The 14,221-nt window shown below is 72.6% G+C and carries 15 protein-coding genes and 1 tRNA gene; 11 read left to right on the top strand and 5 right to left on the bottom strand.

Going from position 1 to position 14,221, the window contains the following annotated elements; translation table 11 throughout:
• Positions 1–13 precede the first annotated feature (13 nt).
• Positions 14–2,365 carry a TOTE conflict system archaeo-eukaryotic primase domain-containing protein gene (locus BLASA_RS25055; protein WP_014376476.1) on the bottom strand — a complete coding sequence of 784 codons (2,352 nt, stop codon included), beginning with the start codon at positions 2,363–2,365 and terminating at the stop codon, positions 14–16.
• Positions 2,366–2,507: 142 nt separating this feature from the next.
• On the opposite strand from BLASA_RS25055, the gene BLASA_RS12300 reads away from it, so the two are divergent.
• Together BLASA_RS12300 and BLASA_RS12295 are read left to right on the top strand one after the other, a co-directional pair.
• Positions 2,508–2,825: a hypothetical protein gene (locus BLASA_RS12300; protein WP_014376475.1), complete on the top strand. Its 318-nt coding sequence runs from the start codon at positions 2,508–2,510 to the stop codon at positions 2,823–2,825.
• Entirely contained in the window at positions 2,809–3,075 is a 267-nt protein-coding gene (locus BLASA_RS12295) for a hypothetical protein (protein WP_014376474.1), read from the top strand. Before BLASA_RS12300 ends, BLASA_RS12295 begins: the two co-directional genes overlap by 17 nt.
• Before the next feature lie 43 nt (positions 3,076–3,118).
• Here BLASA_RS12295 and BLASA_RS12290 read toward each other — a convergent pair.
• Both BLASA_RS12290 and BLASA_RS12285 read right to left on the bottom strand, forming a co-directional pair.
• Positions 3,119–3,206: transfer RNA gene (locus tag BLASA_RS12290), tRNA-Leu, on the bottom strand.
• Between the two features lie 67 nt (positions 3,207–3,273).
• Positions 3,274–4,311, bottom strand: a complete 1,038-nt coding sequence (locus tag BLASA_RS12285; RefSeq protein WP_231839457.1) for a GGDEF domain-containing protein — start codon at positions 4,309–4,311, stop codon at positions 3,274–3,276.
• A gap of 90 nt (positions 4,312–4,401) precedes the next feature.
• On the opposite strand from BLASA_RS12285, the gene BLASA_RS12280 reads away from it, so the two are divergent.
• Both BLASA_RS12280 and BLASA_RS12275 read left to right on the top strand, forming a co-directional pair.
• The gene (locus BLASA_RS12280; RefSeq protein WP_014376472.1) at positions 4,402–5,727 is read left to right on the top strand and encodes a M20/M25/M40 family metallo-hydrolase; all 1,326 of its coding nucleotides are present in this window, start codon (positions 4,402–4,404) and stop codon (positions 5,725–5,727) included.
• A gap of 429 nt (positions 5,728–6,156) precedes the next feature.
• On the top strand, positions 6,157–6,960 hold the full coding sequence (locus tag BLASA_RS12275) for an SDR family oxidoreductase (RefSeq protein ID WP_014376470.1): 804 nt from the start codon (positions 6,157–6,159) through the stop codon (positions 6,958–6,960).
• Between the two features lie 3 nt (positions 6,961–6,963).
• Here the strand turns inward: BLASA_RS12275 and BLASA_RS12270 are convergent, their stop codons facing one another.
• Positions 6,964–7,566, bottom strand: a complete 603-nt coding sequence (locus BLASA_RS12270) for a class I SAM-dependent methyltransferase (RefSeq protein ID WP_231839456.1) — start codon at positions 7,564–7,566, stop codon at positions 6,964–6,966.
• Positions 7,567–7,661: 95 nt separating this feature from the next.
• Between BLASA_RS12270 and BLASA_RS12265 the strand changes: the two genes are divergently transcribed.
• On the top strand, positions 7,662–8,618 hold the full coding sequence (locus BLASA_RS12265; RefSeq protein WP_014376468.1) for an NADPH:quinone oxidoreductase family protein: 957 nt from the start codon (positions 7,662–7,664) through the stop codon (positions 8,616–8,618).
• 195 nt (positions 8,619–8,813) lie between these two features.
• Here BLASA_RS12265 and BLASA_RS12260 read toward each other — a convergent pair whose 3' ends face one another.
• On the bottom strand, positions 8,814–9,017 hold the full coding sequence (locus BLASA_RS12260) for a DUF5703 family protein (protein WP_014376466.1): 204 nt from the start codon (positions 9,015–9,017) through the stop codon (positions 8,814–8,816).
• Positions 9,018–9,152: 135 nt separating this feature from the next.
• On the opposite strand from BLASA_RS12260, the gene BLASA_RS12255 reads away from it, so the two are divergent.
• From BLASA_RS12255 to BLASA_RS12230, 6 genes are all read left to right on the top strand, one after another.
• On the top strand, positions 9,153–9,425 hold the full coding sequence (locus BLASA_RS12255; RefSeq protein ID WP_014376465.1) for a hypothetical protein: 273 nt from the start codon (positions 9,153–9,155) through the stop codon (positions 9,423–9,425).
• A gap of 404 nt (positions 9,426–9,829) precedes the next feature.
• Positions 9,830–10,927, top strand: coding sequence for a quaternary amine ABC transporter ATP-binding protein (locus tag BLASA_RS12250; RefSeq protein ID WP_014376464.1), 1,098 nt, complete (start codon positions 9,830–9,832; stop codon positions 10,925–10,927).
• On the top strand, positions 10,920–11,918 hold the full coding sequence (locus BLASA_RS12245) for an ABC transporter permease (RefSeq protein WP_014376463.1): 999 nt from the start codon (positions 10,920–10,922) through the stop codon (positions 11,916–11,918). Before BLASA_RS12250 ends, BLASA_RS12245 begins: the two co-directional genes overlap by 8 nt.
• An 84-nt stretch (positions 11,919–12,002) precedes the next feature.
• Entirely contained in the window at positions 12,003–12,917 is a 915-nt protein-coding gene (locus tag BLASA_RS12240; RefSeq protein WP_014376462.1) for a glycine betaine ABC transporter substrate-binding protein, read from the top strand.
• Between the two features lie 130 nt (positions 12,918–13,047).
• The gene (locus BLASA_RS12235; RefSeq protein WP_014376461.1) at positions 13,048–13,362 is read left to right on the top strand and encodes a hypothetical protein; all 315 of its coding nucleotides are present in this window, start codon (positions 13,048–13,050) and stop codon (positions 13,360–13,362) included.
• Between the two features lie 73 nt (positions 13,363–13,435).
• Positions 13,436–14,221, top strand: a complete 786-nt coding sequence (locus BLASA_RS12230; protein ID WP_014376460.1) for a DUF2470 domain-containing protein — start codon at positions 13,436–13,438, stop codon at positions 14,219–14,221.

The following is a 14,221-nucleotide window of genomic DNA, read 5'->3' as shown; positions in this document are numbered from 1 at the left end:
GGGGCGCGCTTGATCAGTGATGAGGCGAGGACGCCGGTCGCGACGTCGTGGTAGTCGTGGACCTCGGCGGTGGTCTTACCGGGGAACGGGCGGAGGATGCGGCCGGTGTACTGCACGAGTCGGCCCTTGAAGGCGATCGGTGCGGCGAGGAAGAGGGTGTCGAGCGCCGGGCAGTCGAAGCCCTCGCCGACGTAGGGACCGGTGGCCACGACGAGCAGTGGCGGCCCGTTCGGCCGTGGCTCGAGTTGTGCGAGGGCGGCGGCGCGGGACTTCGCGCCCATCCCACCACGGAGCACCACCGGCTTGTGGCCCCGCTGGCTGAGTGCGGCGACGAGCCGGTCCAGGTGTGCGGTCCACTGGGTGAGCAGGAGGCATGCCTGCCACGGGAGAGGGCGGCGACGACGTCGTCGGTGATCTGGCCGGTGCGGGCGTCGTCCGCGACCAGGTCGCGGTAGATCGCCGCGATGCCGCCGGGTGCGGCCGGATCTGCGTCGCCGGTGTAACGGTAGTCGGTGGGGTGGAGGTGCAGGACCGGTTCCGGTGTCTGGGCGTTGGGCGACCGGCCGCTGAGAGCGCCGGCGGGTGGGGGCGCGATTGTGTGGCGAATCGGTCCCAGCTGCAGGGTGATGAGGTCGTCGAGCTGGTCGCGCCGGTACGGGGTGGCGGTCAGCCCGAGCCAGCGGCGGGCCGGGATCTGCCGCACAGCCTGCTCGAACGCGGCGGCGGGCACGTGGTGACACTCGTCGACCACCACCAGCCCGTAGTCGCTGGTCCAAGCGGCGACGTCCTCGTCCCGGGCGAGGGTCTGCAGGGTGGCAACGTCGATGATGCCGGTGGTCTTGCCGCGTCCGCCGCCGCGCTGCCCGGCCTTCACGCCGAGCAGTTCGCCGATGCGGGCCCGCCACTGGTCGGCGAGAGCTTTTCGGTCGACGAGCACGAGTGTGGAAACTTCGTGGTGAGCGATCAGTGCGCAGGCCATGACCGTCTTGCCGGCTCCGGGCGGGGCAACCAGCACGCCAGATTCTTGGTCCGCGAGGGCTGTGAAGGCTGGTTGCTGCTCGGGATCGAGTGCTGCGGTGAACTCGAAGGACTGCGTTTTGCCGGCGGTCCGTTCGTCGGTGAGTTCAAGGCGGCTGCCGGCCTGTTCGACGAGTGCGGTGAGCCGGGCCTGCAGTCCACGTGGCAGGAGCAGGTCCCCGGTAAGTGTCTCGTCGTAGTTGCGCAGGAACCGCGGGGTGCCCCAGGTCGAGGCCCGGCGCCGCTGGCGCTCGTAGAAGATGGGGTTGGGCATCGACGCGGCGTGCTTCAGTGTGGCCAGCAACGCGGGGGGCAGTTCTGCCGCGTTGACGGTGATGGTGGCACCGAGCCGGGCCTGCACGACGGCAGGCGGTTGCACAGCGATCTTCGTGGAGGTGGGGGAGCGGAGCCGGTTCACCTCCGCGCCGACGGCGACCTGGCCGAGCCGCTGCGCCAGCCGGTTGACCTCCTTGGGCGTGAGCCGGCCGAGGCTGGACAGGTAGGCCCACTGATCCTCGTGCGGCTCCATGGTGGTGAGGTCGAGGAAGACGGTGGCGCCGCGGCGGCGGGCACGGCCTTGCAGCGGAGCGGCGATCAGGTTGCCGAAGCCGCCGGTTCCGACGACGTCTTGTGAAGGGAAGAGCCGGTCGTAGCTGGCCAGGCTCATCCGCCCGCGCACGGCGATCGCCTCGCGCAGCAGACCGGTACCGACGTGGCGGGCGGTGGCCGCGGGGACGGGGGCGGTGAAGAACAGCCAGACGTGCGCGCCGAGGCCCGAGCGGGACACCTCCAGCGCCGCGGAGGCGCCGACCGTGCGGGCGGCCTTGAGGTAGGCCAGCGCATCTAGCATGGCGGTGGAGCCGTCGAAGTCGGCGGCCAGCCAGTGGCAGCGTCCGCCGTGCAGGAGCGGATACAGGCCCAGCTCCAGCTCGCTGGACAGGTGCGCGGTGATGATCTCGTCGGTCAGCGGCAGGTACTCGCGCTCCGCAGCGGGCGTGCCTTTGCGCCACCCGCCGCGCACGGCGGGGACCCAGCCCGCGCGCCCGGTTCGAGCGTTCTCCCACCGCAGCGCGTACACGTCGGTCCGGGCGGCGAACAGGTTGGCGAAGAAGGCGACCTTCGCCGCCGCCGGGGAGCCGGCGTCTACCAATCCCGGCTCGCCGTCGAAGACGCCGGTCTGCACGGGACCGGGCGGGCGCGCCTGCCGCGGCGTCAGTTCCAGCAGTCGGAGGAGTCGGGCGTTCTCCGTCCGTAGCCGGGCGACCTCTTCACGCAGCGCCAACAGCTCGTCGTCCAGACCGATCAACGGCAGCGTGCCCTGAACAGCGGACCCGGACGGAATCGGCACGACTCCATACTGTCCCGGGAGCGCGACCTCGCGGCAGGGCCCGTAGCTGCCACATGCCGCGGACGGGTCAGTGCCCGGTCGTGAGCAGCTTCTCGCCGTGGAAGGAGGCCCGCTCCGTAAATCGCCGTCTTACACTGCCGCAGTGGGGCTGCACTGGGCGGACGAAGACGCCGCCTACATCCGGTCCCGCTCGACTCGGTACGCGGGCGCGCTCGACATCGAGCCGGCCTGGACGGTGGAGGTGATGGCCGATGCACGGCTTGTCGAACTCTCGCCGTACCCGACGTCTCGGGTTGGCGCGACCGGCTTCATCGGATATTCGCCGTCCGCCGACAAGGTGATCGTCGTCATCGTCTATCGCGATCTCGACGGCGATCTCCACGGCATGAACGCCTGGCCGGCCAGCGGCCGGGATCTCGCGACCTACCTGAAGGAGGGTGACGATGGCGAAGAAGCTTGATCCTCACGAGGCTAGCGCCGCGCGCGAGGACGCTCGGCGACTGGAAGCGGAGGCCGATACCAGGGAGCCGTACCCGGACGGCACGGTCGTCACCCGTCCCAACCAGGCGAGTCGGATGTTCAATGTCCGCCTCTCGGACGAACAGTTCGCTGCAATTCAGGAGATCGCCGAGAGCCAGCACCTGCCGATGTCCACGATGGCCCGAGCGTGGCTCCTGGACCGACTCGACAAGGAACGCCGCGCGTCCTGACGACCGCCACTGGCCGCCTGGGAAGACGCCGGTGTGCATCACATGGTGTCCGAGGGGGGACTTGAACCCCCACGCCCGATAAAGGGCACTAGCACCTCAAGCTAGCGCGTCTGCCATTCCGCCACCCGGACGAGTGCGAGCAGAAGACTACCTGACCGCCCGGCCCTGATCACGCACCCCCCGAGGCGCCGTGGCAGGTCACACGGGAGCCAGCGCTACCTGTCCGCGACCGGCGCGCTTGGCGTCGTAGAGAGCCCCGTCCGCCGAGGTGTACAGCGCCCGCCGGTCTCGCGAGGAGGCCGGCACGTGCGCGACGCCCAGGCTGATCGACAGCGACAGCAGCGTGCCGTCGGGCAGGGGGAGCGGCTCGGCCCGTACCGCGTCGAGCAGCTCCTCGGCCCGGCGGGCGGCGACCTCACGGTCGCACCCGGGCAGCAGGACGGCGATCTCGTCGCCACCGAGCCGGGAGAGGACGGCGTCGTCGGTGCGGATCCGGCCCCGCATGATCCGGGCCAGGTGCACCAGGACGTCGTCGCCGACCGGGTGGCCGTGGGTGTCGTTGATCGACTTGAACGAGTCGACGTCGATGAGCACCAGTGCCGTCCCTCCGGCGATCGACCGGGTCAGCGCGGCCTCCAGTGCGTCGTCGAACGCCCGCCGGGTGGCCAGGCCGGTCAGCGAGTCGACGGTGACCTGCCGCTGGAGGGCGCCGACCAGGCGCTCCTGCACGGTGTTGCTCCGTACCAGTGTCACGGCCATCACGACCAGGACGGCGCCGAAGAAGGCGACGTCGGTCAGCGCCGCGGCCGGCGGCAGGAGATGCAGGAGGGTGGCGCACTGGGCGGCCAGGGCCGTGGCCGTCACGAGCGCGACGGCGGGCGCCCGGAGATTGGACGCCGCCCAGAGGATCGGGAAGGCGAGGAAGGCCTGGGCCGCAACCGAGGTGTCGCGGCTCAGCAGGTTCAAGCCGCAGGTGAGCAGCACGCCCAGCAGCGCCGCGGTGACGCCGAGGCAGAGCCGATCCACCACCCGGGGGTCCGCGGCCCGGCAGGCCAGCGCACCCAGCAGGAGCGCGGCGGCGCCCAGCCAGTGGGCCGCGAGCGTGGCGGTGGCGGTGCCGGCCGGCTGGAACCACGCCCACCCGGCGATCGCGGGCGCGCAGACCAGCATGATCAGCCACATTCCGTGCGCCGCCGCCTGCGGGTCCCGTGCCCGGAGCGACTGTCCGATCGTCACGGGGGTGTCAACGGGAGCCGGAATCGGACGGTGTAGGCACGTTTCACCCGTCCGGGGCATCCGGCCTCGACGTGCGGCACCATCGGACGCATGGCCGACACCCCCGCCCCGCTGGCCGGCGCCCAGGACGAGGTCGCCGAGTTGCTCAGCGACCTCATCCGGATCGACACCACCAACACCGGCAGCACGGCGACCAGTGCCGGGGAGCGGGCCGCCGCCGAGTGGGTCGCCGGCAAGCTGGACGAGGCCGGCATCGGCTCGCAGATCTTCGAGTCGGAGCGGGGGAGGGCCAGCCTGGTCGCCCGCATCCCCGGCGCGGACCGCAGCCGTCCGGCCCTGCTCGTGCACGGCCACCTCGACGTCGTCCCCGCCGACCCCGCCGAGTGGAGCGTGCACCCGTTCTCCGGGGAGGAGCGCGACGGCTACATCTGGGGCCGGGGCGCGGTGGACATGAAGGACATGGACGCCATGGTGCTGGCGCTCGTCCGTGACTGGGCCCGCACCGGTGTCCGGCCGCCGCGGGACATCGTGCTCGCCTACGTCGCGGACGAGGAGGCCGGCGGCACGCTGGGCGCGCACTTCCTGGTCGACGAGCACCCCGACCTGTTCGAGGGCTGCACCGAGGCGATCAGCGAGGTCGGCGGCTTCAGCATCACCGTCCGCGACGACCTGCGCCTCTACCTCGTGCAGACCGCCGAGAAGGGCCTGGCCTGGATGCGGCTGACCGCCGCCGGCAAGCCCGGCCACGGCTCGATGCTGCACGACGACAACGCCGTCACCCGGCTCTGCGAGGCGGTCGCCCGCGTCGGTGCCCACCGCTTCCCGCTGACCCTCACCTCGCCGATGCGCCAGTTCATCGCGGCGGTCGAGGACGCCTACGGCGTCGAGATCGACCCCGCGGAACCCGAGGTGGCGCTCGCCCGCCTGGGCAGCATCAGCCGGATGATCGGCGCGGCGCTGCGCAACACCGCCAACCCCACGATGCTCGACGCCGGCTACAAGGCCAACGTCATCCCGGGGACGGCGAGCGCCACGGTCGACGGCCGTTTCCTCTACGGCCAGGAGGATGAGTTCGAGCGCCAGCTGGTGGCGCTGATCGGCGAGGGCGTGCAGCGCGAGTGGCTGGTGCACGACCAGGCCGTGGAGACGACGTTCGACGGCCCGCTGGTCGACCAGATGGTCACCGCGCTCAAGGCCGAGGACGACGGCGCGCGCCCGGTGCCGTTCACGATGAGCGGCGGCACCGACGCCAAGAGCTTCCAGCGCCTCGGCATGCGCTGCTTCGGCTTCTCCCCGCTGCGGCTGCCGGCGGACCTGGACTTCGCCTCGCTGTTCCACGGGATCGACGAGCGCGTTCCCGTCGAGTCGCTGCGGTTCGGCGTCCGCGTGCTCGACCGGTTCCTCCGTCACTGCTGAACCCACCCGCGGGACGGGCCGCGTGCTCCATGCTGGGCCCCGCCTATCCACCCGCGACCGGGTGGAGCTGCACCTCTGGCCGGCGAACTCGCCCGGCGTGGCGGGAACAGAGCCGCACCTGGCGGGGAGCGCCTCCTTCCGAGTCGCGGTCGCCGACGTGGTGACGCTTACGCGGAGCTGCGCGCCAGCGGGGTGGTGCACCCGGACGGCGGCCTGGACGACGGTCGGTGGGGCCGGGCTTTCACCGCCCTGGACGCCGACCGCAACGCGGTCACCTTCTCGGCCCGAGCGCCCGGGGCCGGGCTGACCCTCGCCGGTTCCGGGGCGGCCGGACGTGATGTGATGCGCCGCGACCGAACGTGCGAGGCTCGCGCAAGGGCAGCGCACCCCGGGGGAGCGCGCCGGACGAGCGCCAGCGAGGATGGGCGCGTGACCGACACCACTCCCGCCCCCGGTTCCGTCGCCCTCGTCACCGGAGGGACCGGTGGCTTCGGCCGCGCGCTGGCCACCAAGCTGCGCGCGCGCGAGGTCACCGTCGTCCTGGCCGACCTCGACAGCGAGCGCAACCGCCAGGTCGCCGCCGATCTCGGCTGCGAGTTCGCCGTTCTCGACGTCACCGACCGCGCGGCCAACGAGGCCCTGGTCGCCCGGATCGAGGCCGACCACGGCCGGTTGGACGCGGCCTACCTCAACGCCGGCATCTCCGCCGCGAAATCCGACGACGCCCTCGACCTGGACGAGTTCATGCGGGTCGTCGACATCGACCTCTTCGGCGTCGTCTACGGCGTCCAGGCCGCTCGCCCGGCGATCAAGCGGGCCGGCGGCGGTGCCATGGTCGTGACGGCGTCGCTGGCCGGGCTCTCCCCGATGGCCGGCGACCCCGGCTACAGCGTGGCCAAGGGCGGTGCCATCGCGTTCGTCCGGTCGATGGCGCCCCGCCTCCAGCGCGAGGGCATCATCATCTCGGCCATCTGCCCGGGCTTCGCCGACACCGCGATCATCGACCGGATCCGCGACCAGTTCACCGCGGCGAACTTCCCCGTGCTCTCCGCCGAGGAGGTCGCCGACGCGATGATCATGGCGTGGGTCTCGGGCGAGCCCGGTGCCGCCTACGTCATCCAGCCCGGCGTCGGTACGGTGCCCTACCGGTTCAAGGGCGTGCCGAGCGCCAAGACGGCGGCCGGTGAGACCGCCGTCGTCCCCGAGGCGCTGCGCCCGCCGTCGATGCGCTGAACGTCAGTCCTGCCGGCAGGCGAACAGGAACGCCGGCGGGACGTTCCACGGGGTCACCCGCCACCGCACCGTGGTGAACCGCTTCCGCAGCTCCGGCAGCAGCAGCGGCGAGTACTGGATGACGACGGTGGTGCCCCCAGGCGCCATCGAGCGGGGGAGCACGTCGAGGATCCGCCGCCGCAGGCCCGGCTCCAGCGAGGTGTAGGGCAGCGCCGAGACGACGACGTCGGCACGCGCCTCGCCCAGGTGGGCGTCGAGGTTCTCCGCGGAGTCGCACACCACCTGGACCCGCGGGTCGTCGAACCGCTCGTCGAGCAGTTTCGCCAGCCGGGGGTCGATCTCCAGCGTGATCAGCCGTGCCGTGGGGCCCAGCCGGGCGAGGATCTCCTGGGTCTGCACCCCGGTGCCCGCTCCCAGCTCGACCACCAGATCGGCGGCCGGCACATCGGCCATGTCCAGCATGTCCCGTACGGCGGCACGCGAGGTGGGCAGCACGGCGCCGACCTGTCGCGGGTTGGCCAGGAATGCGCCCAGGAAGCGCAGCCGGTCGGTCAGGTGCTCGATCATCAGGTCCTCTCTTCGGCCACCGACGCGGAGGGTGGCCACCGCTACGCACCCTGACACGACGTGCCCTCCCGGGGCCAGGGGCACCGGGGAGCCCCCGTGACGGCGGTCACCGGGCATCTGGCAAGGTCGGGCTCATGCGTGCATGGCGGGTCCACGAACTCGGTGATCCCTCGAAGGTCATGAGCCTCGACGAGGTCGACCAGCCCACTCCGGGGGAGGGGCAGGTGCTGGTCAAGGTGAAGGCCGCGGCCCTGAACTTCCCCGACGTGCTCATGGCCATGGGCACATACCAGGAGAAGCCGCCGCTGCCCTACACGCCCGGCGTCGAGCTGTGCGGGGAGATCGTCGGCACCGGACAGCGGGTCATCGGCTCCCCGGCCGGCGGCCCGGGCGCCTTCGCCGAGTACGCGCTGATGGACGCCGCCGCCGCGTTCCCCGCGCCCGAGGGGCTGTCGGACGAGAAGGCCGCCTCGCTCCACCTGACCTACCAGACCGGCTACGTGGGGCTGCACCGCCGCGCGAACATCGCGGCCGGTGACTGGGTGCTCGTGCACGCCGGAGCGGGCGGGGTCGGGACGGCGGCCATCCAGCTGGCCAAGGCCGCCGGAGCGAAGGTCATCGCCACCGCCGGCGGCGGCCGCAAGACCCAGGTGTGCAGCGACCTCGGCGCCGACCACGTCATCGACTACACGGCCGAGGACTTCGTCCCCATCGTCAAGGAGGTCACCGACGGGCACGGCGCGGACATCGTCTACGACCCGGTCGGTGGCGACGTCTTCGACAAGTCGCGCAAGTGCATCGCCTTCGAGGGTCGGATCGTCGTCGTCGGTTTCACCTCCGGACGGATCCCCGACGCGCCGGCCAACCACCTGCTGGTGAAGAACTACAGCGTCGTCGGCCTGCACTGGGGGCTGTACCGGAAACACGACCCGGCGGTGTTCGGCATGGTGCACGAGCAGCTGACCCGGCTGGTCGACGAGGGCCACGTCGACCCGCTGGTCGGGGCGGTGCACCCGCTGAAGGAGGCGCCGCAGGCGCTGGCCCAGCTGGCGTCCCGTGACACCGTGGGCAAGGTCGTTCTCGTCCCGTAGCCGCCGCGAGCGTGTGCGCCGGCGCCCCGTTCCCTGCCGTGGAAGGGGGCATCGGCCACGCGCTCCCGCCTGGGCGTCGCCGTGCCGTCAGCCCCGCTCCCCGTCGTCGACGACCGGTCGCACCTGCGGGCGGACTGCTCGCGGTGCGCGGCGCCGACCCGCGCGCCGCCGACGTCCGGCGCTAGATGACCGGCGCTAGATGACCGGCTTGGGCAGGTAGGACAGCCGCGCGCGGCGGCGGAGGATCACCTTGCGGGTGCCGTCGGCGTGCAGCTGCAGCCGGGCCAGCTCCCACCCCCCGACGTCGGACTGCAGGCTCAGCATGGTGGCGGCGGCGGACCGGGAGGTGCCCGGCGGGATCCGCAGCGGCGCGAACTCGTAGTCCCCGGCGGTGTCCATCGCCAGCGATTGTGCCTGCCGTTCCCCTTCCGGTCACGCGTCCGTCGTCCCCCTCACACCGTTCGCCCTGCCGGGGCGGCGGCGGGGCGGCACGATGGGGACCGACCGGAACCGCCTGCACCAGGGGAGGACGACGTGACCGAACCCGCATCCTCGAGCGACGTGCCCGACGCCGACCGCGCGGAGCAGGAGGCGCTCCTCGAGCCGTCCGCGGTTGTCCGCACCGCGGATGCGACGCCGCCGGCCGGGGACGTGCCCGAGGCCGACGCCCTCGAGCAGCAGCTGGCCGCCCGGCCCGGCGAGGCCGGCGGGCCCCGTGGCCCGGTGGGCTACCGGGAGGCCGACGACGCCGACGTGCTCGAGCAGGAGACCGACGTCCCGATCGAGGACGACCAACCGGGGGAGTGACCTCCGGAGAGCCATCCACCGGCAGCGCCCCGGCCGCGTCCCCGGACGCCGGCCGGGGCGCTGCCGTGTGAGCGATCCCTCAGGAAACCACTCGTCGGGGTCGCCGGGTATGACGGTTCCATGACGAAACCACTCCGGTGACGCCGCTGTGACCGTTTCGTTTTCCGCGGCCGGTTAGGTGGGCGCAGACAGAGACGGATCGAGGGGTGCCCGCGGGCCCGTCCCGGCTGCGTCCCAGCGACGCGGTGGCACTCCTCCCGGGCGGCGCACCACAGCGCCGCACGCGTCCTGACCCCGCCGTGCCCTGCGCCGGTGCGCGGTCGCGACCGGGGCACCGGATGACCAGCACACCTGCTGCGACGGCGCCTGCCCGGGATCCGCACGACGATCGCTGGAGGTAATGCGTGCCTGTCCTGAGAGTGGAAGGCCTCTACAAGGTCTTCGGTCGACGACCGCACGAGGTCGTCGACCAGTTGCGAGCCGGCGCCTCCGCCGCCGAGGTGCAGGCGTCGGGCGCCACGGCAGCGGTCATCGACGCCGCCTTCGACGTCGAACCGGGCGAGATCTTCGTGGTCATGGGGCTGTCCGGTTCGGGCAAGTCGACGCTGATCCGGATGCTCAACGGCCTGGTCACGCCGACCGCCGGGCACGTGCTCGTCGGGGACGAGGACGTCGCCGCGCTCGACCCCAAGGGCCTGCGCGACCTGCGGCAGCGGCGGATCAGCATGGTGTTCCAGCACTTCGCCCTGCTGCCGCACCGCAGCGTCGTCGAGAACACCGCCTACGCACTGGAGGTACGCGGGGTCGACCGCCGGACCCGGCTGGCGGCGGCCCGCGAGGCGCTGGAGATGGTCGGCCTGGAGGCCTGGGCCGACCACCGCCCGGACGAGTTGTCCGGCGGCATGCAGCAGCGGGTCGGGCTGGCCCGCGCGCTGGCGGCCGAGACCGACATCCTGTTGATGGACGAGGCGTTCAGCGCGCTCGACCCGCTCATCCGGCGCGAGATGCAGGACCAGCTCATGGAGCTGCAGTCACGGCTGGGCCGCACCATCGTCTTCATCACCCACGACCTCAACGAGGCCATGCGGCTGGGTGACCGGGTGGCCGTCATGCGCGACGGCCGGATCGTCCGGCTGGACACGCCCGAGGCGATCCTGGCCGACCCGGGCGACGAGTACCTGGAGCGCTTCCTCGCCGATGTCGACCGGTCGCGGGTCTTCACCGCCGGCGACGTCATGAGCGCACCCGTGGACGGCGCCGACGGCCGTCCCGTGGCCACCGCCGTCACCGTCGCCCCCGACACCCCGCTGGCCGACCTGCTCGAGCCCTCCGCGCTGTCCGACGCTCCGCTGCTGGTCGCCGACGACACTGGCGAGGCGCTCGGCGTCGTCACCCGCAGCGACGTGCTCGCCGCACTCGGCGGCCTGAGCAGCGACGACCTCGCCGCCCGCGGCGGGCCGGCCGGCGCTGACACGCACTCCCTGGAGGCGCCCCGTGCCTGAGACCCTGCTCATCACCGCCGCCGAGAACGGCGCGCTGCCCCGCGTGCCGGTCGGCGACTGGATCGACACCGGCTTCGACTGGCTGAAGGAGAACTTCGACCCGTTCTTCGATGCCCTTAGCGACGGCATCGAGACCGTGGTCGAGGGGCTCACCGAGGTGCTGCTCGCCCCGCCGGCCCTGCTGTTCGCCGTCCTGCTGGCGCTGCTCGGGCTGGCCGTGCGCTCGGTGACCTTCGGCATCGGGTCGCTGCTCGGGCTGTTCCTCATCCAGAGCATGGACCTGTGGGGCGCGGCCATGGAGACGCTGTCCCTGCTACTGGTCGCCACCGTCATCGCCGTCCTGATCGCGGTACCGCTGGGCGTGGCTGCGGCCAAGAACGACCGGGTCAGCGCCGCCGTCCGGCCGGTGCTCGACTTCATGCAGACGATGCCGGCGTTCGTCTACCTGGTGCCGGCGGTGATCTTCTTCAGCATCGGGGTGGTCCCCGGCGTGATCACCACGATCGTCTTCGCGCTGCCCCCCGGCGTCCGGCTCACCGAGCTCGGCATCCGGCAGGTCGACGCGGAGACCGTGGAGGCCGGGCACGCCTTCGGCAGCTCGCCGGGGCAGATCCTGCGCGGCATCGAGCTGCCCCTGGCCAGGCCGACGATCATGGCCGGGATCAACCAGGTGATCATGCTCGGCCTGTCGATGGCGGTCATCGCCGGGCTGATCGGCGCCGGGGGGCTGGGCAGCGTCGTGGTCACCAGCATCTCCCGGCTGGACGTCGGCCTCGGCTTCGAGGCCGGCCTGGCGGTCGTCATCCTCGCCATCTACCTCGACCGGCTGACCGGCGCGTTCGGCCGGACCGACCAGAAGTCGCCCCTGTGGCGGCTGCGCCGGCGGCGGACGGCGACCGCCCCCGCCAACGCGGTGCACGGCACCGCCCCCGCACCCGAGACCGACCCGGCCGTGCCGGCTGCGTCGGCTCCCAGGCTCCCGCGCGTCTGATCCGACGGCCCGCAGGGGTCGACCAGGCACGTGGATCCGGTCCGCGACCTTCGTGGGCCAGCAGTAACGAGAGGAGCACCACCTGTGCGCAAGCACGCTTTCCGGCTCGCCGCCGGGCTCGCCGCCGTCTCCCTGAGCGCCACCGCCTGCGGCGGTGACGCGACCGGTGAGGAGACCACCGCCGCGGGCGAGAGCGGCAGCAGCTGCGACTCGGTCACCCTCGGCTTCATCCCCTCCTGGACCGACGGGCTGAGCAACGCCTACCTGTGGCAGAACGTCCTGGAGGACCGGGGCTACGAGGTGGAGTTCGAGGAGATCTCCGACGCCGCGCCGCTCTACACCGGCCTCGCCGAGGGCGACGTGGACGTCTACCCGTCCGCGTGGTCGGAGGTCACCCACGCCCAGTACATGGAGGAGTACGGCGACAGCATCGAGGACCTCGGCGCCTGGTACGAGGGCGCGGTGCTCACCTTCGCCGTCCCCGAGTACACCGAGATCGACTCGATCGCGGACCTGGCCGAGAACCCGGAGATGTTCGACAGCCGGATCGTCGGCATCGAGCCCGGAGCCGGCCTGACCGACACCACCAAGAACAGCGTGATCCCGGCCTACGGGCTGGACGAGGCCGGCTACGAGCTGGTCGAGTCCTCCACCACGGCGATGCTGGCCGAGCTGCAGTCGGCCGTCGACGCGCAGGAGGACATCGTCGTCACCCTGTGGCACCCCTTCTGGGCCTACAGCCAGTTCCCGCTGAAGGACCTCGAGGACCCGGAAGGCGCCCTCGGCGAGCCCGAGGCGCTGCACATCCTCGCGACCGAGGGCTTCAGCGACCGCTGCGCCGAGGTGGCCGATCTCATGGGTGAGCTGCAGCTGACCGACGAGCAGTACGCAGCGCTGGAGAACACGGTCGTCAACGAGTACGGCGAGGGCCAGTACGCCGAGGGCGTCGAGGCCTGGCTCGAGGCCAACCCGGAGGTCGCGGAGACCTTGAAGGGCTGACGCGCGTCGCTCCTGGGAGCGGTTCCCGACGGGGCCCGGCGGTGCATCCGCCGGGCCCCGTCTGCCGTCCGGCTCGTGCCCGCGCGGGTGAATTTCGCCTTCTGTGCTGCCGCGATCGTCACGCTCCGTCATGGTGGTGCAGGTGGAGCGAGCGGCGACGAGCGAGGACAGCCGGAGCGAGCACGGCACCGAGGTGGAGGCCGCCGTCGCGCGCTGGGCAGCCGCCGCCGGCGTGCCCGAATCCGTCGCCCAGGGGTACGAGTCCCGGACGTCGCTCGCCCGGCGCTTCCTGCGCGGCTTCCTGCTGGGGGGCCTGATCGGGGTGCCGATGCTCGTCTTCAGCTCGCTCGACGAACCCGCCGACGGTCTGTGGCTCGTGGTCGCGCTCGCCGTCGTGCTGCTCGTGCGGCGGATCGGCCGGCACCGGACCGGCTCCGCAGGCTGACCGCACCGAGCACATCCCTGGCTCCTCGACGGTTCATATGGTTAGGCTGCCCTAACTGAATCGAGGAGGGGTCATGCCGAGCCACCCTGCGCCGCAGCGCCGCCCCGGGCCGGTGGCCTGCCGGCCGGACCCCGCCGAACGTGCCCGCACGGTCGCCATGCGCCAGGCGGCCACCGTGTGCGCCCCCGGCCTGCAGGGCGGGCGGGTGCTCACGCACACGGTCACGCGCGCCGGGCAGGTGCTGCTCGTGGTGCCGCACGACGGAGACCTGGCCGCCGCCGTCCGCGGCGCCCCGGATCAGGACCTCTCCGCACTGCTGATGGTCAGCGACCACGCCCCGGTGCCGGTGCGCTCACCGGTCCGGGCGCAGCTGTGGCTCTCGGGCTGGGCGACGCCCGTCCGGCCGGCGGACCGGCGCGCCGCCGCCCTCGCCTTCGCCGAGACGCGTCCCGACGCGTCGCTGCTCGACGTCGGGCGGACGGCCGACCTGCTGCGCCTGGACCTGGCCGAGGTGGTGCTCGGGGAGGCCGGGACAGCCGTCGACGTCGGGCTGCAGGAGTTCCTCGCCGCCCGGCCCGACCCGCTGGCCGGCATCGAGTCCGACCACCTGACGCACCTGGCCGCCGACCACGCCGACGTGCTGGCGCTCCTCGCCGCCCGCCTCCCGGCGGACCTGCTCGGCCCGGGCGACGTCGTCCGGCCGCTGGGCCTGGACCGGTTCGGCTTCCGGCTGCGCGTGGAGCGGCGGTTCGGGCACGTCGACGTGCGGGTGCCCTTCGCCCGGCCGCTCACCTGCGCCGGGCAGCTCGGCGCCGCCGTTGCCCGGGTGCTCTGCGCCGCCCGAGCCGCGCCGAGCTGA

The organism is Blastococcus saxobsidens DD2, assembly GCF_000284015.1.
Taxonomy (GTDB): domain Bacteria; phylum Actinomycetota; class Actinomycetes; order Mycobacteriales; family Geodermatophilaceae; genus Blastococcus; species Blastococcus saxobsidens_A.
The sequence above is the reverse complement of the archived record's forward strand: the minus strand, read 5'-3'. Positions and strand labels throughout refer to the sequence as shown.